The 19929-nt window shown below is 55.4% G+C and carries 18 protein-coding genes; 9 read left to right on the top strand and 9 right to left on the bottom strand.

The features are described 5' to 3' along the window. Position 1 precedes the first annotated feature (1 nt). From AC2FD8_RS13105 to AC2FD8_RS13095, 3 genes are all read right to left on the bottom strand, one after another. Entirely contained in the window at positions 2 to 1075 is a 1074-nt protein-coding gene (locus AC2FD8_RS13105) for an ABC transporter ATP-binding protein (RefSeq protein WP_496856583.1), read from the bottom strand. Next, positions 1072 to 2925: an ABC transporter permease gene (locus AC2FD8_RS13100; RefSeq protein WP_496874308.1), complete on the bottom strand. Its 1854-nt coding sequence runs from the start codon at positions 2923 to 2925 to the stop codon at positions 1072 to 1074. Before AC2FD8_RS13100 ends, AC2FD8_RS13105 begins: the two co-directional genes overlap by 4 nt. Before the next feature lie 363 nt (positions 2926 to 3288). Next, complete coding sequence (locus tag AC2FD8_RS13095; protein WP_282153252.1) at positions 3289 to 4314, bottom strand: ABC transporter substrate-binding protein; 1026 nt, start codon at positions 4312 to 4314, stop codon at positions 3289 to 3291. 486 nt (positions 4315 to 4800) lie between these two features. On the opposite strand from AC2FD8_RS13095, the gene AC2FD8_RS13090 reads away from it, so the two are divergent. Both AC2FD8_RS13090 and AC2FD8_RS13085 read left to right on the top strand, forming a co-directional pair. Next, complete coding sequence (locus tag AC2FD8_RS13090) at positions 4801 to 5397, top strand: DUF6088 family protein (protein ID WP_496856588.1); 597 nt, start codon at positions 4801 to 4803, stop codon at positions 5395 to 5397. A gap of 2 nt (positions 5398 to 5399) precedes the next feature. Continuing rightward, entirely contained in the window at positions 5400 to 6407 is a 1008-nt protein-coding gene (locus AC2FD8_RS13085; RefSeq protein ID WP_496856590.1) for a nucleotidyl transferase AbiEii/AbiGii toxin family protein, read from the top strand. Positions 6408 to 6456: 49 nt separating this feature from the next. On the opposite strand, the gene AC2FD8_RS13080 is transcribed toward AC2FD8_RS13085, so the two are convergent. Continuing rightward, positions 6457 to 7155: a DnaA N-terminal domain-containing protein gene (locus AC2FD8_RS13080; protein WP_496856592.1), complete on the bottom strand. Its 699-nt coding sequence runs from the start codon at positions 7153 to 7155 to the stop codon at positions 6457 to 6459. Positions 7156 to 7528: 373 nt separating this feature from the next. Here AC2FD8_RS13080 and AC2FD8_RS13075 point away from each other — a divergent pair, with 373 nt between their 5' ends. Together AC2FD8_RS13075 and AC2FD8_RS13070 are read left to right on the top strand one after the other, a co-directional pair. Beyond that, positions 7529 to 8839 carry an AAA family ATPase gene (locus AC2FD8_RS13075; RefSeq protein ID WP_170716564.1) on the top strand — a complete coding sequence of 437 codons (1311 nt, stop codon included), beginning with the start codon at positions 7529 to 7531 and terminating at the stop codon, positions 8837 to 8839. After that, on the top strand, positions 8836 to 9888 hold the full coding sequence (locus tag AC2FD8_RS13070; protein ID WP_496856595.1) for a ParB/RepB/Spo0J family partition protein: 1053 nt from the start codon (positions 8836 to 8838) through the stop codon (positions 9886 to 9888). Before AC2FD8_RS13075 ends, AC2FD8_RS13070 begins: the two co-directional genes overlap by 4 nt. An 83-nt stretch (positions 9889 to 9971) precedes the next feature. Here the strand turns inward: AC2FD8_RS13070 and AC2FD8_RS13065 are convergent, their stop codons facing one another. After that, positions 9972 to 11027, bottom strand: a complete 1056-nt coding sequence (locus AC2FD8_RS13065; protein ID WP_496856597.1) for a tyrosine-type recombinase/integrase — start codon at positions 11025 to 11027, stop codon at positions 9972 to 9974. A 376-nt stretch (positions 11028 to 11403) separates the two neighbouring features. Between AC2FD8_RS13065 and AC2FD8_RS13060 the strand changes: the two genes are divergently transcribed. Both AC2FD8_RS13060 and AC2FD8_RS13055 read left to right on the top strand, forming a co-directional pair. Then, positions 11404 to 12018, top strand: coding sequence for a FecR domain-containing protein (locus tag AC2FD8_RS13060; RefSeq protein WP_496856599.1), 615 nt, complete (start codon positions 11404 to 11406; stop codon positions 12016 to 12018). Then, on the top strand, positions 12012 to 13868 hold the full coding sequence (locus AC2FD8_RS13055; RefSeq protein ID WP_496856601.1) for a CHASE2 domain-containing protein: 1857 nt from the start codon (positions 12012 to 12014) through the stop codon (positions 13866 to 13868). Before AC2FD8_RS13060 ends, AC2FD8_RS13055 begins: the two co-directional genes overlap by 7 nt. A gap of 308 nt (positions 13869 to 14176) precedes the next feature. Here the strand turns inward: AC2FD8_RS13055 and AC2FD8_RS13050 are convergent, their stop codons facing one another. The 3 genes from AC2FD8_RS13050 to AC2FD8_RS13040 are packed head-to-tail and all read right to left on the bottom strand — an operon-like array spanning position 14177 to position 16473. Then, complete coding sequence (locus AC2FD8_RS13050; protein WP_152459964.1) at positions 14177 to 14554, bottom strand: nuclear transport factor 2 family protein; 378 nt, start codon at positions 14552 to 14554, stop codon at positions 14177 to 14179. A gap of 39 nt (positions 14555 to 14593) precedes the next feature. After that, on the bottom strand, positions 14594 to 15481 hold the full coding sequence (locus tag AC2FD8_RS13045) for a DMT family transporter (RefSeq protein ID WP_496856603.1): 888 nt from the start codon (positions 15479 to 15481) through the stop codon (positions 14594 to 14596). A 41-nt stretch (positions 15482 to 15522) separates the two neighbouring features. Further along, entirely contained in the window at positions 15523 to 16473 is a 951-nt protein-coding gene (locus tag AC2FD8_RS13040; RefSeq protein WP_496856605.1) for a glutathione S-transferase family protein, read from the bottom strand. A 115-nt stretch (positions 16474 to 16588) separates the two neighbouring features. Here AC2FD8_RS13040 and AC2FD8_RS13035 point away from each other — a divergent pair, with 115 nt between their 5' ends. Next, complete coding sequence (locus AC2FD8_RS13035; protein ID WP_152459967.1) at positions 16589 to 17509, top strand: LysR family transcriptional regulator; 921 nt, start codon at positions 16589 to 16591, stop codon at positions 17507 to 17509. On the opposite strand, the gene AC2FD8_RS13030 is transcribed toward AC2FD8_RS13035, so the two are convergent. Then, on the bottom strand, positions 17506 to 18099 hold the full coding sequence (locus AC2FD8_RS13030) for a TetR/AcrR family transcriptional regulator (protein ID WP_496856608.1): 594 nt from the start codon (positions 18097 to 18099) through the stop codon (positions 17506 to 17508). The two genes, AC2FD8_RS13035 and AC2FD8_RS13030, sit on opposite strands and share 4 nt — an antisense overlap. Positions 18100 to 18266: 167 nt before the next feature. Here AC2FD8_RS13030 and AC2FD8_RS13025 point away from each other — a divergent pair, with 167 nt between their 5' ends. Both AC2FD8_RS13025 and AC2FD8_RS13020 read left to right on the top strand, forming a co-directional pair. Then, positions 18267 to 18929: a hypothetical protein gene (locus tag AC2FD8_RS13025; RefSeq protein ID WP_496856610.1), complete on the top strand. Its 663-nt coding sequence runs from the start codon at positions 18267 to 18269 to the stop codon at positions 18927 to 18929. After that, positions 18926 to 19783 (top strand): SDR family oxidoreductase, encoded by an 858-nt coding sequence (locus AC2FD8_RS13020; protein WP_496856612.1) that lies wholly within the window; start codon positions 18926 to 18928, stop codon positions 19781 to 19783. Before AC2FD8_RS13025 ends, AC2FD8_RS13020 begins: the two co-directional genes overlap by 4 nt. The last annotated feature ends 146 nt before the right edge of the window (positions 19784 to 19929 follow it).

Raw genomic sequence — 19929 nt, 5'->3', positions numbered from 1 at the left:
ATCACCCTTCCGGCAACAGAACGGGGCCGCGTCCGGCAAAAGACATTTTGACATCCGAACCGATTTCCAGCGGTTCGTCCACGTCGTCCTGCACAGCAAATACCTGCCCGAAGGCACCGGCCAGAGTGTACTCCATCCTCACACCAACATAGGTCGCCTTGGCAACTTTGGCCGGGATGCCGGTATCAGATCCAATCAAAATCCGTGACGGGCGCACGGCCAGCGTTGCTGGTCCAGGCGTTAGACCACGAGACGGGAGCGTGTGTTGATACCTCTCGATCTCGATCGTGGCTAAACCGCCTTCTACGGATAGGATAGTGCAATTGATCAGGTTAGCCTCACCAATGAAATCGGCCACGAACCGGTCAACCGGCGCATCATAGAGTTTACGCGGTGTTCCGATCTGAGCGATAGCAGCGTTGCGCATGACGACAATCTCGTCTGAAACGGCAAGGGCTTCTTCCTGATCGTGTGTCACATAGACGACGGTCAAACCGAGATCTTGCTGAATGGCACGGATATCTTCGCGCACTTGGCGACGCAGTTTCGCATCGAGGTTTGAGAGAGGTTCGTCAAAGAGCAAAACCTGTGGCTCCAAAACCAATGCACGAGCGACGGCAACGCGCTGTTGCTGCCCACCGGAAAGTTCGCTTGGCAAACGATTATCGAAGCCCTTCAGGCCAACCAAGTCTAACCCATGCAGCGCGCGCGATCGGGACTCGCGCTTGTCGAAGCCGGAAAAGGTCAACCCATACATGACGTTTTCTAGCACGCTCATATGAGGAAAAAGCGCGTAGGATTGGAATACCATCGACACGTCACGGTCGGTAGCGGGTAATTTGGTCACGTCTCGGTCGCCGATCAGAATTCGGCCCGAGGTTGCCATTTCCAGACCTGCGATCATGCGCAACGTCGTCGTTTTGCCGCAGCCTGAGGGGCCTAACAGAGTCACCAGTTTGCCCGCTTGGACGTGCAGATCGATGCTGTCGACGGCCACCACATCCTTGCCGAACACTTTCGAGACACCGTCGAAACGAACAGGCGCGGCCTTACTTGCTATAGTCGTTTCGGTCATGTCGTTTTCTCTGCTCCGAGTTGTGTACGTCGCCCAATCTGAACACGGCCTACGAGGATTTGTAACATCCCGACTGCCGCCAACATCACGAAGATCAGCGTTGTGGAGTATGCGATTGCAAGACCGTAATCGTTGTTCTCGACCCGACCGATAATATAGCTGGTGGCCATGTCATACTCGGCGGAAACAAGGAATATCACCGCCGAAATCGCCGTCATTGCCCGGACAAAGCTGTAGACCAGCGCAGCCAGGATTGCCGGCCGCAAAAGCGGGAGGATCACTCGCCTGAATGTCTGCCACGAGTTCGCACCAAGCGTTAGCGAGGACTCGTCGAGGGATTTGTCCAACTGCGACATCGACGCGATACCCGCGCGAACCCCAACCGGCATATTGCGGAAGATAAAGCTGACGACCAAGATAACGCCTGTGCCGGTGATCTCGATTGGGGGCACATTGAATGCCAGAATATAGCTGACGCCAATAACGGTGCCGGGAATAGCGAAAGAGAGCATCGTGCCAAACTCAAACGCATTCTTTCCCGCAAAACTTTGCCGCGTTAGCAGATAGGCGGTGACCAACCCCACGGCGGCCGTCAGAGGCGCGGCAATGCCGGCGATGGTGATTGTGGTCCAGAAACTGTCCCAGGCGGCTCCGGTCCAGCGAATACCCTCTTCCTCGAAGCGGACCGAAAAGGCAGTGACGTAGTGCTTGAACGTCAGCGAGTTATCGACGCCCCACAGTTCGACAATACTTCCGTAGATGATCATCCCGTAAACCACAGCAGTGAAAACCGCCCAGGCAACTGCAATGCCCAGAACCGGTATGGCAAGGCCCCTTGGCATCAAGGGATGTACACCCGCGTCGCCTTTGCCGGAAACGGTGGTATAGCTCTTTTTCCCCAACCACGCGCGCTGCGCATAGAAGGCAGAAAGTGTGAAGAACAAGAGCACCATGGCTAAAACAGCTGCCCGGCCCTGATCGTACTGCGCACCAACGATGGCAAAAAATATCTCAGTCGAAAGCACATCGAAGTTTCCGCCTAAGACAAGTGGGTTGCCAAAATCGGCCATGGATTCGATGAACCCCAGCAGAAAGGCATTAGCCAGGCCCGGGCGCATCAGAGGCAGGGACACGGTTTTGAAGGTTTGCCAACGATTGGCTCGAAGGGTTTGGGCGGCCTCCTCCATCGATGGTGACACCCCTTCTACCACCCCGATCAAAACCAGAAAGGCGATTGGCGTAAATGCCAGCGTCTGAGCGATCAGCACCCCGGGCATGCCATATAACCAGCGCGTCGGCTGCACGCCAAAGATCTCGGCAACAAATCTGGTGACCGACCCGGAAAGCCCAAACAACAGGATCAGTGCCAGACCAATCACGAAAGGCGGCGTGATAATCGGCAAGACCGTCAACGCGCGCATCCCGCGTTTAAAGCGGAATCCCGACCGTGTGACGACAAGCGCAAAACAAAGGCCAAGCACGGTCGTGATGAAACCCACAAGAATTGCAAGAAACAGAGAGTTCCACGCGGCACCGCATTTGGCACCGGCAAAACAACCCAAGCCCCAAAGTCGGTCATCAAAGAACTTCGAGGCAAAAACCGAAACTGAATAGGCACCATCTTCAGTAACGAAGGCGGCAAACAACATCTTCGCAATTGGAAAGAAGACGAAAACTGTAACAATGGTGATTACGCCACCAATAGCGCTGACGACGAAAACGTCGCCATTGATGGCGCCGCGCGCCGCAATACCCTGAGTTAAAAGGAACATGAACGCTGTGGCACAGATCATCGCGCCGTATCCCATGCCGAACTGGCGGATCTTCGGTTCTCCGAACAGCGCCTTCATCCAGTCGAAATTGAACCCGCGAATGCCAATTGAGAACCCTTGCGCAATCAGCCAGCCAAAACCCAAGGCACCAGCCAAAATCAGGATGCGCGCGTATTGCGGATCGGACTTCGGTTTGCCGAGTACCAACAAAGGCAACGCAAGCGGGACCAAAAGCGGCGTAAGCCAAAGCTTTTCGCCTTGTCCGATCAGAAAAGCGGCGGGCGCATAATCTTCATCGAACGGATATCCATCGACCAGCCATAGGAATGACCAAATGCCATCCTCTACCATGAACCATGGCAGCAGGCAGAAACCGATCCACCCGGCAACAATCCAGAAGATCAGAACCGGGTGGTTCGTTTTTGACGTGATTTCAGCCACTTACTGAGGCAGCACAGAGACCTCTTCGTCCCATTTCTGCAAAAGACGCTTGCGTTCATCTGACGAGCCATACTTTTTGAAGTCATAGTCGATCAGCTTGATCTGGCTCATGTCAGGTGCGCTTTCAGAGGTTTCCGCATTTTTGTTGGACGGAACCTGGAAGGCGTTAACCTCAAGCGCAAGGTTCTGGGCCTCGGGGCTGAGCGCCCAGTCATAGAACTTTTTAGCTTCTTCTTCATTTCGAGCGCCATCAATGATCGACATCGAGCCGATCTCGTAGCCTGTGCCTTCGCATGGGGCCACGACCTTGACCGGAAAACCTGATACGGCCTGCTTGACCGCATCATGCATGAAGACGATACCGATGGTGTTCTCACCCCGACCGGCGGCCTTGATTGGGGCTGAACCCGACTTGGTGTACTGGTTGATGTTCGAATGTAGGCCCTTCATGAACTCAAAGCCGTCGTCTTCGCCAAATATCTGAACCATCGAGGCAAGCGTCGTATAAGCGGTGCCCGAGGAATTCGGGTTCGCCATTTGCACGTGCCCTTTATATTCGGGCTTCAGCAAGTCTTTCCAACATGCGGGCTCAGGCAAGCTGTTCGCGGCCAAGAGGTCGGAGTTGTAGCCGTAGCCGAGTGCGCCTGAATAAATTCCGATGGTTTTGTTACCTGCACTTTCAGCCTGCGAGATCGCCCAGTCGTGAAGTTGGTCACGCATCGGCGACACGTATTCCATCGTCAGGCCTTCTTCGGCAGCTTGCAAATGGGGATCACCGGTACCGCCCCACCATACATCGCCTTTAGGGTTAGAACTTTCCGCACGAATTTGTGCAAACGTCTCGCCCGACGACTTGCGCGTCATATTGACGTCTATGCCGGTGGCATCTTCGAAACTGCGCGCCATGAGTTGACACCAATCTTCCTGTGCCGAGCAATAAAATGTCAACTTCTCAGCTTGGGCCGCACTAAGCGAAGCCGCAAATGCTATCAGCGATCCCGCCAGCGTTGTCGTCAGATTTTTCAATTTCTTTCCTCCCCTATGTGTCGTGCCGAAATTCCCAGCGCGATACTCGTCAATTCGTCGTTAGAGGCGGTCGCTCAAAGTCGCTAGTGGAGCTAATTGCGTTGGCCAAATCAATATCCGACCAGCCTCCCAATGACAGAAACAATCTCAACATCGTACTGTTAGTTCTGCAAGGAAATTCCACGAGTACCATTTTTCTTGCACCGCCAGCTTTTTAATCACCAAGCCAGTTTACAGCACCAAGTAAGAAGATCGGGAGTGTATTTTGATGCCGCATTGTTTAGATGGCCCTTTGCCGAAGCGACCTTTCTCTCATGTAAAGCAATCATCGTATTGCGATATTAAGGTATAGTTTTGGCCTGCAATCTGAGTCTCCATGCGGCTGCAGCGAACTTCCGCTTTCCGCCCGACTTACAAAATCACCTCGGTTTTCGCATGACTTGACTGTCAGAAAAAAGTACTATATTTTCTGACAAGGAGAAAGCTATGATTACTTCATCGATTAGACAACGCATCATCGGTAAAGGCCGGGGGGCAATCTTTGCGCCACTGGACTTTCTGGATATCGGCTCCCGCGCAAGCGTCGATCAGGCGTTGTCGCGTTTGGCGGATCAAGGGGTGATCCGGAGGTTGACGCGTGGGCTTTACGACTATCCAAGAAAGAGCGCCCGCTTAGGGCTGCTGTCTCCGTCCGCCGATGACATTGCCAAAGCGATTGCACGTAAGGATAATCAGGTTCTACAGCCCTCCCCTGCCATGGCTGCCAACCAGTTGGGGCTGTCGACCCAAGTGCCGTCCAAGCCGATTTATATGACCGACGGCCCGACCCGCACCAAGACAGTTGGTCGACAAGTCATCCAGTTCCGGAATGCATCATCCAAAACACTAGTTGGTGCGGGCCAGAAAACCGGCACCGTATTTCAAGCGTTGCGCTATGTCGGCAAAAACCGGGTGGATAGCCGGGTTGTCAACACACTGGCCCGCAATTTGGATAGCAAGGACCGGGCATTGCTCGCAAAACAAAGCAGGTATGTGCCGGCCTGGATGCATCCTGTAGTGCAGCAAATTGTGGCGCGGAACTGATCGTGGACCAATTTGCCAACGATACTCCAAAGAACCGAGAAGAAGCGTTTCAGGAAACGGCCGCCCAGCTTGGCCTGTCCAAAGCAATCGTCGAGAAGGATTTCTGGGTCTGCTGGTCACTGAAACATCTATTCGCCCTGCCCTCTTTTGGCGCTCACTTGATCTTCAAAGGCGGGACATCGTTATCCAAGGCCTACGACATCATCCATCGGTTCTCGGAAGACGTGGATCTGTCCCTCGACCGGGCGCAACTTGGGTTCGAGGGCGAACGTGACCCCGAGCACCCTGCCCTTTCCGGCAAAAAACAAAAGCAACTGTTGCAGGAACTTCAGGATACGGCCACCAAAGTAGTCGCTGGACCGCTTCTGAAAGAAACCAAGATCAAGTTTGGTACCGCGTTGGACCAGGGCTTTTCCCTGTCGGTCGATCCTGGTGATCAACAAACTCTGCTCTTCGCCTACCCGTCCAAGACAAATGCGACCAGCGGTTACATCCAACCGGTGGTGCGGTTCGAATTTGGCGCCCGTGGAGTTCACCTTCCAGCAGAGTCTCGCAGGATTTCGCCTTATGTGCATCAGGTCTTTCCAAACCTGCTGAGCTCCAGCGACGTTGATGTGAAGGTCTTGGGCGTTGAGCGCACATTTTGGGAAAAAGCAACGATCCTGCACATGCTCTATCATAAGGACGTCACCAAACCTCTGGCTGACCGCATGTCGCGCCATTATTACGATATGGCCCAACTGATCACACACGTGACCCATTCTCGCGCTATTGAACAGATCGACTTGCTGGATCAGGTCGCACACCATAAATCCGTCTTCTTTAAAGCGGCCTGGGCCAACTACGAGCATGCCAAGCCCGGATCTTTAAGATTGCTACCAAATCCTGAACTGGAAGCTGCGTTGCGCCGGGACTATGCCGGGATGCAGGAGATGATAATCGGGGACCCCCCCTTGTTCGATGACATTTTGAATACCATTGGGGTGTTCGAGACGGACCTCAACGGCTAAAATCAGTTTGTTCTTAAGGCGCAGAGTTCGAACTTTAGAATCCAGATGGCTAGTCAAGTAAGCAAACCTTTTGAATTCGCCCAAACTCAAGCTGGATCGCTCCGAGCAACGGTTTCAAATGGTGTGACTGAATGTACTGCGCAATGAACTTGCTAGGCGCACGCAATGTGATCGTCTGATCATGTGTTTCAACAAGTTGGAGATCGCGATACCAGCTTTTGAACAACAACGTTTCAGACTCTGATAAGCGTTGGAGCGCCCTGCCCCACGGATCCTGGTGGTCATGCTCCTCATGTTCAACCGCTACGGGTTTATCTTGACCAAACTGAACATGTACGATCTTTTCGGTTGGTTTTGGCGCTTGCGTTTCCATACGAGATGAAAAATCAGAACCTACATTTTTCCAAACCGGTTCGCTTAGACGGTAAATTTCCGTGTAGTTAAGTCGGTACGCTGCTACGCGCCCTCTAACCCCAGGCCTAAGCTGGAGAAGTATTTTGTAGTCCGTCAACCGCTTGATTTCTCGCTTGACGGTTCGTCCATCTACGGACCAGAGACGGGCCATTTCCTTTTGCCCGACCGTCAGCTCATCAGTACGCCAGTTATATCGGGCGGTTATCAACGCAATGAGCCGCATCATCGAACATTGAAATCCCGTCGTTCCGCTCAACCCGGCAACAGAGATTGCGGTTAACAGATCGTACTTCTGAGATCCGGCTTGAGTTCCTGTAAATCGTTTTATTTCCATTTTGATACTGCCACTGTGCCTCGAGTGGATCGGCTTCGCTGACCGATTCCATCAATTGGGTCTAGTGTGATGAAATCCCGTAGTTTGTCAACGGACTTCGAAAAGCAGGATGACCAATCCCTTAATCAAAATCAAAAGAAAATTTGGTTAATAGGTTATAGGTGACATCTTAGTGTCACCATAATGGGGGTCAAGTGTCACCCTATATCTGGTAAACCTACTCAATCTGTCACCAAAACATAGCACAACTCCAGGGCGGCCTCCCGTTTTTAGTCGAATCAGCGGCAAAAAGCGGAAATTCTATTCTTTACGTTTTGTAGTTTTATAAAATCGCGTTATTAAGAGACATCCATAGTATAACAAGAGCAGCACAATGCGAGACCACACCGACCTTCAAACGATGAACGAACGAAGCCTGGCCCAACAGGCTGCCGTCCGCCGCGCTACTTTCTCACCCGCGGACGAGAAAGTGCTTCGACCATTTTCGATCTGGGAAATTAGCCAGTTCATGTTTGATGTCCCGGCGGACACTTTGAGAAAAAAGTTGGCTGACGATCCGTCCCTTCCGCAAGGCGCGACAGAGGATGATGGGCGGCAAAGATGGTTTTCTCTGGCTGAGATAAACGAGTTGAGGCGCCGCCTGAGATTTAGAGGTAAAAGCCTTCTGCCCCAAAGGCCAGTGGGTCGGGCAATGAGAGTTGCGGTTTCGAACTTTAAGGGTGGTGTCGGTAAAACTGTGGTCGCTCAGCACTTGGCGAATGCGGCCGCGCTTGATGGTTACCGTGTACTGGTGGTGGACTTCGACCCCCAAGCGACACTCACGCATTCAATGGGTCTGTCTGAAGTTAGAGAGTGGAATACTGTCTGGGGCATTATGTGCCGCGATCTTTGCCGTGAGGCAAACCGGATCGCCGACGAATATGATGATCCGGCGGACTGCCCCTACCCCACCGCTGACGAGTTGCCAGAAGACGTCCAGTCGATTGCCGCACAACGTGTGCAAGATTTCATTCAAAGGACGTCATGGTCGACAATCGATATCATACCGAGTTGTGCAAACGCAGCCTTCGTTGAGTTTGCTTCGGCTCAGTACAGATCCATCCATAAGGCATGGAGCTTTTTTGGGTGCGTCGCCAGATACCTCGATGAGTTACCAGACGACCAGTACGATTTGATTATTTTCGATTGCCCGCCGGCAATTGGATACCAGTCTTTGAATGCGGCCTTTGCCGCTGACATTCTCTATATTCCCTCTGGCCCGGGATACTGGGAGTATGACAGCACCACGAGTTATCTCGGTCAGCTGGGTGATGCCTTGGAAGATATAACCAATGGGTTCGATCGTATTGCCCAGGACGCCGGCATCACACTTCCAAAGAGGTTCGATGACATAAGAGTTCTCATGACCCGCTTTGAGGCCAGCAATTCACTGCATGTCGCGATGATGGATGCCTTCAAAAACGTTTTCGGAGCAGACGTCTGTCAGAACCCGATCGAGATGACGCGTGCGGTCGAGCAGTCAGGTAGGTTCCAAATGTCTGTCTACGAGCAGGACTACAGGCAGATGACTCGGGATACTTGGAAACGGGCGCGTCAGTCTTTTGATAACGCGTATGGCGAGTTTAAGGATGTCGTCCTACGGGCCTGGGAAGCGCGTACTAAAGTTGAGGAGCGTGTAGAATGAGTGGTAATAAATTCGGCTTCACTCCGATTGATGACAAAGACCTCAAGAAAACCCGCCGCCGCGAAGTAGGCCCGATGGGAGCCGCGGTACGCGAGACAGCAAACAGTTTGAATGAAAGTACTGAAAATCGCGTGGAGCAGCGACGGCAAAATGCTTCGGATGCCAAGGAATATCGTAAAGCTCGTGATGAAGGGCGAGTGCTGGTTGCCGTTGGAATAGATGAAATTCACACTACTGATCTGCCACGAGATCGTTTGGAATTATCAGCCGTTGCGAGTTCTGACGAGATGGATGAACTCAAAGCTTCAATTCAGGAACGAGGTCAGAAGGAGCCCATAGAGATCTATAAGGATTCAGATGGTCGCTTCCAACTCAAGAAGGGTTGGAGACGATTAACTGCTCTCAAGCAACTTTTTGAAGAGACTGGTGATGAGCGCTTCTCCAGCGTTACGGCCCGAGTTGCCGAGTCCCAGAGTGACCGAATTGATCTCTATATCGACATGGTTGAAGAGAACGTTGTTCGGGAGGATCTGACTTTCGCTGAGATGGCACAAGTGGCGATCCTTGCTTCCAAAGACGCAGATTTGGGGGCAGGGGATGCAGAAGCTTTGGTCGGTAGACTTTATTCGGCACTACATAAGATGAAGCGCTCTTATATTCGAAGTTTTGTCTATCTGCTCAATGAGCTTGAAGGCGCATTACCGTTTCCAAAGGCCGTGTCCAGAAATCTTGGCGTTGAAGTGGCGCGGAAACTACGTGCGTCTTCAGGTTCTGCTGCTGGATTAAGAGAGATATTGGCGCGCGCTTCGACAGCCAGTCAGCAAAACGAGATGCTTGACGCTTTCTTGGCGGGTCCTGAGGCTGAGACAACTAGGGGCATGCCTCGTGAAAAACGCGAGAGCGTAAAATACGAGTTCCACGTAGGGGCTTCAAAAATCACTGCTCGAAAAGGAGAGTGTAGGATTTTGTCTGGCCAAGACTTTACTTCGATTGATCGGTCCAAACTTCAGAGAGCGATTGAAGCATTCGAAGCTGTTTTGAACGAGTAGTAACCCGCGGGTTACTCTTGCTCAGGTTTGATAATTTGAAGGCGGTAACCCACGGGTTACCGCCTTCTTCATTTGGGAACTGTCTACCCCAACAAGTCTGTCGCCGGGTTATCGGCAATATCGACGTCGTCGTAATATTTCTGCGCCTGGGCCATGGAACGGTGCAAAGACAGCCGCATGGCGGCCTGGATTGGGGCACCGTCCAATGCGGCCTGCGTCAAAAACCCGGACCGCAGCCCGTGGGGTGAGGCAAAACCCTCTGGCAACCCCGCCAGTGTCAATCGGTGCCGGACAATCTGATAGATCGCATCCGGGCTGAGGCGGCGCTTCAGCACCCGGTCGGCCTTGGAGACGGGCCGGAACAAGGACCCATCTTCAATTTCTCCAACCTCGATCCAATGTATCAGCGCCTGCGCCGCGCGGGTTTTGAGCACCAGGCGAGGGGTCTCGCCCTTATGGGTGGTCTTGGTTTCCAGCAGTGAGATCCAGACCAGGCCTTTCTCATCGAACTCCTTCAGGCTGACGTCCTCGCGCCTCAGCCCGGTGATCTCGGACCGGCGGCGGCCACCTGAGGCCCAGCCCAGCATCAGCAAAGCGCGGTCGCGGCAATCCCGGCGCGACCCGCGGCAGGTGGCCAGCAGCAGTTCGAGAATGTCCCGGGTGATCGGGTGCTGTGATTTCGGGGCCGGGGGGCGGGCCGCCGCCCGGCGGGCCTTGGACCGGGCTTGTTTCACCTGCGGGGCGCCAAACGGGCTGGTGAGGTTCTTCATCCGATGAAAGGCCAGCCAGGAGGCAATGCGCCGGTCCAGCGTTGACGGGGCAGGGCAGGCGAGGGACTTACGCAGCCCCTGAGCAATCAGCGCTTCGGCGGCTTCGCGCGCCACATCCGTTTCTGGTGCGTCATTCAGATCACGAGCGTGATCAAGAATGAAGGCCAGCGCCGTGGCCTCTGTTTCTGGCCAGTCCAGCGTCGCTGTGAACCGCGCGGATTTCCAGGCGGTGACATAAAGCAGGTCGCGCTCATAGGCGCGCAGTGTGTTGGCGGGGGTGCCGCGCACATAAAGATCAGTGAGCGCTTCCTGATCTGTGTCCGAGAGCGCAGGGGCGGCGGCGGGGAGGTATGGGGCAGGGGCCTTCATGTACCCATTCTGCGTCAATTTGGGTAAGATTTCAATTAAAGATGATAAGCGATACTTATCGTATTTAATTGTGATTTGACAATGCAACGAATGTAACGATCATTACTGCCAGATTATGAGCACAAAGTGGGTGGGGTGGTTTCTATTACAGCCGAAATCAAATAGTCTGCTGTAAACTCTTTCATCAATTCCGATGCGAACGCAGACATTCCCCAGTTCGTGAGTTTTGCGTGTCCAATCTGAATCGGGGACGAGGGCGGGCGTTGATTGAAACCAGCAGTTTCCCACCCATACGACAGAAACGTAAGGCCGCCTTTGGTTGACCTCTCGTGTCATACTCTTCACTCTTGTGAGTATCTTCAGCCGCGAGGCCGCAATGAATCAAAAAAGCTTGCTTGTTATCCTTCTTATTTATTCCTGGATCGGGTTGGCCGGTTCGGGCGGCGCTCAAACACAAGGAACCTGTGTCATAACGCAAACGGAAGGGCAGGCGGTCGTTTCTGCCCGAGGAGCAGGTGCCCAACCTGCAGTCATTGGTTTGGGTTTGGGGTTGAATGCCAAGCTGCGCACGGAAGCCGATGCAAGGGTTACCATGGCCTGCTCTGGTGGGCTTGAAGTTGTTATAGGCCCGGAAAGCGAGATCGACGTGCTTGGTCTATTGGATCATGAAACGCGCCCCTTTGGACTGCGATTGATCGATGGCATCGCCGGGTTTCTTTTTTCCTCGGAAGACGGAAACGGCGTCCAGGTCAGAACCCCTTCTGCTGTTGCCGCGGTCCGTTCCACCGAGTGGGCGATGCGAGTTGAAAACAGTGCAAGCGCTATCTTCACACGTGAAGGCACGGTGTTTGTTTCCGCAGGTGATACCCTTGCACAACTTGGCCCGAGCAAAGGCATTGACGTATCCTCCTCTGGCGAAATTGGGCCGGTCAACGATTGGGGACGGGCGCGCATTGAGGAATTCGACATACTTCTTGGGGCGGAATGGTAGCACGCAACGGGTTTCGACGCGCACGACGCATCACTGGGGTGATCGTGCTGCTGTTGAGCCTGTTAATCGCGATCTGGCACCCCGGGGACCGAAGTACGTTTTGGCAGGGTGTTGAAGGCAGACTGCTCGACGCCAGGTTCTTTTGGCGCGGCCCTGTGGCACCTCCGGACGGTGTCGCAGTCATTGCATTTGACGATGCAGCGATGGCACAGCTCGAAACATTTCCGCCGTCTCGATCAGCCCTGGCGGAGGCGGTGAAGATTGCCTCAGAGGCGGGTGCCGCAGCAATTGCTTTGGATTTTCTGTTGATTGATCCTCGTGGGGGTGACGAAGGTCTTGCTGAGGCATTGGCAGGTGCCGACGCAGTTCTTGGGGTAGCCGAGGCGCCCGCTGATGCGTCTCTGCAAGATCTCCAGAACGGCGATTTTTCTGTTGTGATTGCCCCTGAGTTGGACAACCCGCTGCCCGCGTTGGGACCGGCTGAAACCCTGCGCGGTGTGGCATCGATCGGACATGTGAACCTGCGCCATGATCCCGATGGAGCAGCACGTCGGCTTTTTGCTGCGCAGTATCTGGCAATTAAGGACCGCAACGCATGGTATCCGCCGCTCGCCCTTGCGGTTCTCAAGGCGGCGGATAATGAGCTGGACCTGCAGTTGCGATCATCCCGAACAGGCGGGCACCTGACAGTTGGGGACACCTTGGTCACGCTGGACATGCAGGGTGCCATCCCCCTGAACTTTTACGGGCAAGAAGGGACGATCCCGACCTATTCTTTCGCAGAGCTTGGGGAGGCAAACCTGCGGGACAAGATCTTGTTTGTCGGGGCCACCGCAACCGGGTTCGGGGACCGGCACGCTACGTCCTACGATGCCACCTTTCCTGGCGTTGAGCTGCATGCAACTTTGGCTGCAAACGTGATCGAGCAGCGTTTTCTGCGTCGTGACGCGCTGACATGGTCATTGGACATCGCAGTGGCGCTGATCGCAGCCACGCTCGGATTCTTCGCCGCAAGGTTGGACCGGCCCTGGCTAGGGGTTTTGGCGACCGCTACAGTGTTCAGCGTGCTGGCCCTCATGCTGCAGGCTGCATTCGTCGTTGGTTGGTGGCTGGACGGGGTCACAGCAGTCTTCTCGCTGCTGCTCGGAGCTGGTGCCGGCGCCGGGCTGCGGCTCATGGAACATCGTCGGCGTGCTGCGAACCTATCGCTTTATCAATCGCCTCTGCTTGTTGAGCGGCTGGCAGATGCGGCCGACCCCCGGTTCGAAGCCACGGCAAGGCCTGCCGTTGTTTTGTTTGTTGATGTCGCTAGCTTCACGACGCATTCCGAGAGCCTCGGCCCCGAGGGCACCGCCCATTTTTTACGGCTGTTCCACGGGCTTGTCGAACAATCCGTGGAGCCACAGCACGGGATCATCGCACATTTTGCAGGAGATGGCGCAATGGTCGTCTTTGGGCTGCCAGAACCCGGTCCGGACGACGCTATGCGCGCGCTGTGCTTCATCGAGGCGCTGTATGCGGCGGTTGGCACAAGTCCGGACTGGCCCGGTCTCGGGATACGGGTCGGTGGTCATAAGGGCCCGGTCCAGACCAGTGTAATCGGCGGCAAGCGCCACAAACAACTCGCCGTGAGCGGTGACGTGGTGAACACGGCCAGTCGCCTGCAGGAATTCGCTAAATCTCAAAACGCGGCTATCGCCCTGTCCAGCGCACTATTGGAACCAGATCCGCAAACGCGCGACCGAGCAGCGAAAATGGGATTACACCCAGCCGGCCAACATACGCTTCGTGGTCGGGTAGAACCCATTGACATCTGGACAGGCCCGCTTCCGGGCACAGTCGAGTCCTAGGTGTCCGTCGTCAGAGTTTTCCGGACAGCGCAAGCAGTTTCGTAACGGAGGCTCTGGTTCGGTTTCTGTCTGAGTTTAGGCGGCAGCGGCTTGATGCTGCAACCGACGTTTTCGGATTGTCTTTTTCTTGTTCTCCTCTCTCATCTTCAGGATCTTTGCCCCGCGACCGTGGTAGACATCGTCATGAGCTGTTCCAGAATGCTGCGATCGGTCATCGAACCCTCTTCCGAAGCTACATCGCAATTATGGCTGTTTCTGCCCGTGTCGGCCAGAGCGGCAGGCAAAGCGCACCGCCCTGATCACAGGCATCAAAGACCCGAGATATCCACATACACCCGGTAATCCGCGATCCTGTCCTCGCGAAAGTTGAAACGTGCAGCAAAGCGCACGTCGTGCGTGCTTTGATCCTTGCGCGTATAGTGGACCGTGCCGTCGCAGAACGCGGTATCGCCGCTAGACCAGATGCCGGTGATGGTGTGTTGCATACCCTGGATCGTGGCAAAGAAATCCGCGTTCGCAGCTTGCACGGCTATGCGCCCGTCAATCTGTTCGAAATTGCCAAGCTGGAATTGCACGTCTTCGGTCACATGTTCAACAACACCGGCTTCGTCGAGCGCGTCAACCGCGGTATAAAGGGACGCGATCCGGGGCGCGTGGGCTGCGGTGGTGGGGGCCGTGATTTGCATCTTCTGGTTTCCTTTTGTGTTTGAACGTTATCGGTGGGTCTAAGTCTGTTTAGCCTGTGACCGTCGGTGCAGGACCGGCGGGAGTTTCAGGTAGCCGTTGGTGACGGCTAGCCCAAGGAACAAGATTGCGAGGGACCCCAGCAGCCCAAGGCCAAGAGGTTCGCGAAAGACAATTGCCCCGATTGCGATGCCGGAAAGCGTGGCAAAATAGCCGACCTGCGCGAACCCAACGCCATCCGTGCGCCGCTGTACTTCGAAGGTCAGCGCATAGCTGAGCGCGGTGATGAATCCGATGCCGAGGATTGCGCCAAGCAGGGCAGGGGGCACCGAGACGTCGCTGATTGTGCTGCCGCGTCCCAGTAACAGGGCGGAAATCAACAACAGCTGTGACAGAAGCGTTCCGGTCGCCAGCCCCAACGGATCGCCGCCGGGCGGGTAGGCATAGCTGCGAAAGACGTTGCCGCAGGCCAGAAACAAGGGCCCCAAAAGCGACAGGGCAATCCACGCCGGCTCGACACCCATCAGGTCAAACCCACCCATGGTAGCAAGGCTGACCCCAGTAAGGCCGATCAGAATACCAACCAGGCGGTGCAACGGCAGCATCCTGCGCGCGATCAGTGCCGTTATCGCGAAGGTAAACAGCGGTGACAGCGTGACGAGGGCGGAATAGAACCCAAGGCTCACGTGCTCCAGCACCAGAAACCCGATCACAGCGGGGCCGCTGACACCGAAAACTCCGGCACCGACATAATAGGGGATGTGCCGCGTGTTGAGCACCACGCGCTTCTTCGACAGCAAGCACAACGCCAACAGCGCGATGCTGGCCAGCAAAACCTGCCAGAACAAAGCGGTCAGAGCTGATATTCCCGCCATCGAGACGAATTTGGACAAAGTGAAACTGACCCCCACCAGGACACCGATGGCCATGATCAGCGCTGATACAGGGGATCTTCTGACAATATCAGGCATCACGCAGCCCCCATTTCCGGCACATCGGCTGAGGGCATGGAAGCCGGGCCGATCGGGACAATTCCGCTGGGGTTGATGTGACGATGGCTGAGGAAATAATGCTGACGGATATGGGCCATGTCCACAGTGTCGGCCACGCCCGGCAACCCCATGATGTCGGCCAGATAGCGGGGCAGGGCGACATAGTCGCTGATGCGTTTGTAGTCGGTCTTGAAGTGGGTCACATAGACCGGGTCAAACCGCAGAAGTGTCGGAAACAGTTTCAGGTCAACCTCTGTCAGCACGTCTCCGGCCAGGAACCGGCGTTGGCCAAGCGTTTCCTCAATCGCGTCGAGACAGGCAAAGAGCGCTGTTACGGCCTCGCCATACGCGATCTGGTTGGTTGCAAACCCGGCGCGATAGACGCCTTCGCGGATCGGTGACTGAATTTGTTCGGCGATCCGGTCGATTTCGTCGCAAAGATGGGACGGGCGAAGATCGGGTTCCGTAGCATTGGGAAACGCCGTCTGAAGCATGCGCACGATCTCGGCCGATTCGGTGCTGACGATCCGGCCCGTCACCTTGTCCAGCAGCACTGGCACGCTGATCGGACCCGTGTAATCCGGTTTGGCGCGCTGATAGGCTTCGTAAAGGAAGCGGGTGCGTTCTACGCCGCTTTGGTCGTTGAACAGGGTCTGGTCGATGACCCATCCGTTTTCCGACATGATCGGGTCCATCCAGGTGATGCTGAACGCATCGCGCAATCCCTTCAAAGTCAGAACCAGATCGACGCTATGACACCAGGGGCAGGCTTTGGACAAGTACAGGTGATACCGGCCCGCCGTGTTCGGGAAAGGGGCGCCCGGCTGCGCGCTGATGTGGCTCCTGAATGGGCTTTGCAGGCGGTGAAAACGGCCGTCCGAGGCCGGCGGTTTATCACGCAGTATTCCGTTGATGAGCATCTTGGGCATGTCAGCCTCCGGCGTTAGCAGGACTTGCCCACAACCTATTTACCTTCCATTACGGTGATAATCGTGTGAATTTGAAACTTATAGGTGAGAATAATTCGCCCAAAGGAAGCGAAACATGACTGAAATTGGCGCAATCCCCGTTTTTGTTGCTGTGGCGGACCATGGCGGGTTCGCAGCCGCCGCCCGGCATCTGGGTCTGACGAAATCAGCCATCAGCAAGCGGATCGGTGTACTAGAGGCACATCTGGGAACGCAGCTCTTTCATCGGTCGACGCGGTCCATCTCACTTACCGAGGCGGGTGAGATCTATCTGGCCCATGCGGCGCAGGCGCTTACCGCAGCGCAGGACGCCGAAGACGCGATTGCGGCGTTGCAGGGGCAACCGGTTGGATTACTCCGGCTCAGCACACCCATGTCTTTCGGGCAATTGCACGTTGCTCCGCTGATCGCCGCATTTCTCAGGCAATATCCAGGGATCAGACTAGATCTCACGATGGACGACAAATTTGTCGACCTTGTTGAAGGAGGCATCGACGTCGCCTTACGTGCCGGAACCTTGCCGGACTCGGCCCTGATCGCACGCAAACTTGCTCCGATCCACAGCGTGATCGTCGCTGCGCCGGACTATCTTGCGCAGTCCGGAACGCCAGAAACACCTGAGGATCTTCTGACACACACCTGCCTTCACTACGCCTATTCGCGCGACTCTTCGGAATGGCGCTTGGCCGGTCCCGAGGGCGACGTGCGGGTTCAGACGTCCGGCGTTCTGCGCGTGAACAACAGTGAGGCCCTGTGCACCGCGCTGCTTGACGGGCTTGGCATCGGTCGCCTGCCGACCTTTATTGCCGGGGCCCACCTGACCAATGGCCGTCTGGTCAGGGTGCTGTCCAACTATCGCCTGCCCGAGCAGGCGCTGTACGCCGTCTTCCCCGAACGAAAACACATGCCTGCGAAAGTTCGGGCGTTTCTGGATTTCGTTGTGGAGCGCGTCGGGCAAGACGTGCCCTATTGGGATATGGATGCAGGCCCGCTTTAGGGGCGCAGGCCGCGAATGAATATCTCGATTGTCTGTTTCTGCAATCTTGAGTGGCGCGCATCAGACATGCTGAACAGCCCCTTGTGCAGGATCATGCCGTCCACGATGCTGGCAAACGCGCGTCCCAGGTCGTCTGCATCCGCCTCGGCACGTATCTCGCCTGCTACCTGAAGCTGCCGGATCTGATTTGCGTAGAATGCGCCGAGGCTGTCAAAAAACGCGGCGACCTTGGCGCTGAAGACATCGGAGGCAAAGCTTGGTCCAAAGATTTCAAAAAACACGCGGATAAACCGGGCCTGTTCGGTTTGCACATTCATTGCGTTTGAGAGTGTGTCTGCAAAGTCCGCAAGGGTCGTTGGGGCTTCAGCTTCGGTCAACCGCGTCTCGATGGATTTGAAATAGCGATCTACCATTGCCCCTGCGATGGCGTCCTTGTTCCTGAAATACAGATAAAGCGTGCCCTTTCCGAGCCCTGCGGCCTCGGCAATATCGGCAATGGTTGCGGCGTGGTAGCCTTTTTGCGCATAGACCTGCATTGCGGCATCCAGAATACCGTTTTGCATCTCTTCACGGTCGACAATCTTTGGCATGGATCTGCTTTCAATAACCTTCGGGGTGTAGTTTCGCTGATTTATGACTGGACGTCCAGTCATAACAAGATGTATATGACTGACCGTCCGGTCATAAACGATTCGGTCTACGAAAGAGACAAGCCACCAATGATCAGGGCAGGTCTGTTCCGTATGGCCAGAGATAGATGGAGAGAACGATGCGGGTCGAACCGATGAACGACGCAGGTGCGGAAGTCTGCTGGAGCTATGACGGGCCAACCGATCCGCTTGTCGGCAGTAGCGCGACCCGCGCGGAACGCTGGTTGGGATATGGTGGCGCAGGCCTGATCACGGCTTTGCTCGTGATCAGCACGTACATGGGCAGCCCACCGTTTGACAAACTCTGGCAATGGGCCGTTTTCGTGTTCTTTGCATATGACATCGGCGGCGGCGCGGTCGCGAACATGCTCAATTCCTGCAAACGGTTTTATCACAGCAGGGCCGTCCCCGGCGAAGGTGCCTTTGTTCGGGCGGCAAAGAACGTGCATTTGTTCACCGCGATCCACATTCACCCCATTGTAGCCGCGGCTCTATTGGGCGGATCCGTACCCAACGCGGTCATCTGGTATCTGGCGCTGCAGGGTTCCGTCTGGCTTGTGCTGGCCGTGCCGCTTTACCTGCGCCGGCCGCTTGCAACGCTGTTCACCGTCGTCGCGGTGATCGCCGAATACAATTTTCTGTCACTGGGCGATGGACTGGAATGGTTCATTCCCTGCCTTTTCATCAAGATGGTCATGGGTCACGCGGTTCAGGAAGAGCCCTATGCACCCCGCGCGCCTTCAGACCCAAGAGAAAGAGCGCGCAAATGAAAACCGTGTTCATTGCCGGGGCGACCGGATATCTCGGTCGACATATTGCGAAACTGTACCTGTCCAGCGGCTGGCATGTCCGTGCCCTGGTCCGAAACAGTGAACAGGCGCGTGTCTCCGGACTGGACGCCAGCGAGTATTTCGTAGGCGAGGCCACCCGGCCCGAGTCGCTGCGCGGCGCCATGGATGGCGTCGATCTGGTGATTTCTTCGCTGGGCATTACACGACAGCGCGACGGTCTGACGTATGAAGAGGTCGACTATCAGGCCAACGTAAATCTGCTTGAAGAAGCCCTTGCAGCCAAGGTCGGTCATTTCGCCTATATTCACGTGCTGAACGCCGACAAGATGCCGGACGTTCCGCTTGTGGCCGCAAAGCAGGCATTTGCGGATCGTCTGGACGCCGCGCCCATCACATCCACTATTGTCGCACCGTCAGGATTCTTTTCCGACATGGCGGATTTTCTGAATATGGCTAAGTCCGGCCGTGTCTGGCTGTTCGGAACCGGGCACTTAAGGCTCAACCCGATTGACGGTTCCGATCTGGCCAGGGTCGTCATGTCGGCCATTGAGGAGGGGCGCACATTTGTCCCGGTCGGAGGCCCGGACATCTTTACCCAGACAGAACTGGCCGAGGCCGCGTTTGCAGCGCTGGGGCAACCTGCGAAAATCACCTACCTGCCGGATTTGACCCGCAGACTGGCCCTGAAGATTCTGCCATGGGTGACGCCCGCTCACGTACACGGGCCAGCTCTGTTTTTCCTGTCGGCGATGGGGCACGAAATGGTTGGCGAGCCGACCGGAATCGAACACATTGCGGACCATTTCAATGCACTTGTCGCGGAAGAACAATGACGGCATGTGCCCGATTTTTTTGTGGGGTCGTATATTCTGCCTGACTGGTTCGCCCAATACACTTTCGGAGAGTTCGCCATGCTCGTAGACCCGCATCTGCCAGACTATTAATTCGCCGAGGGTTCTGTCGCGAACTCCGTCCCCAC

The sequence above is a fragment of the Ruegeria sp. YTSC192 genome (genome assembly GCF_059609705.1).
Note: the sequence above shows the minus strand (reverse complement) of the source record. Positions and strands in the feature narration are given on the sequence as shown.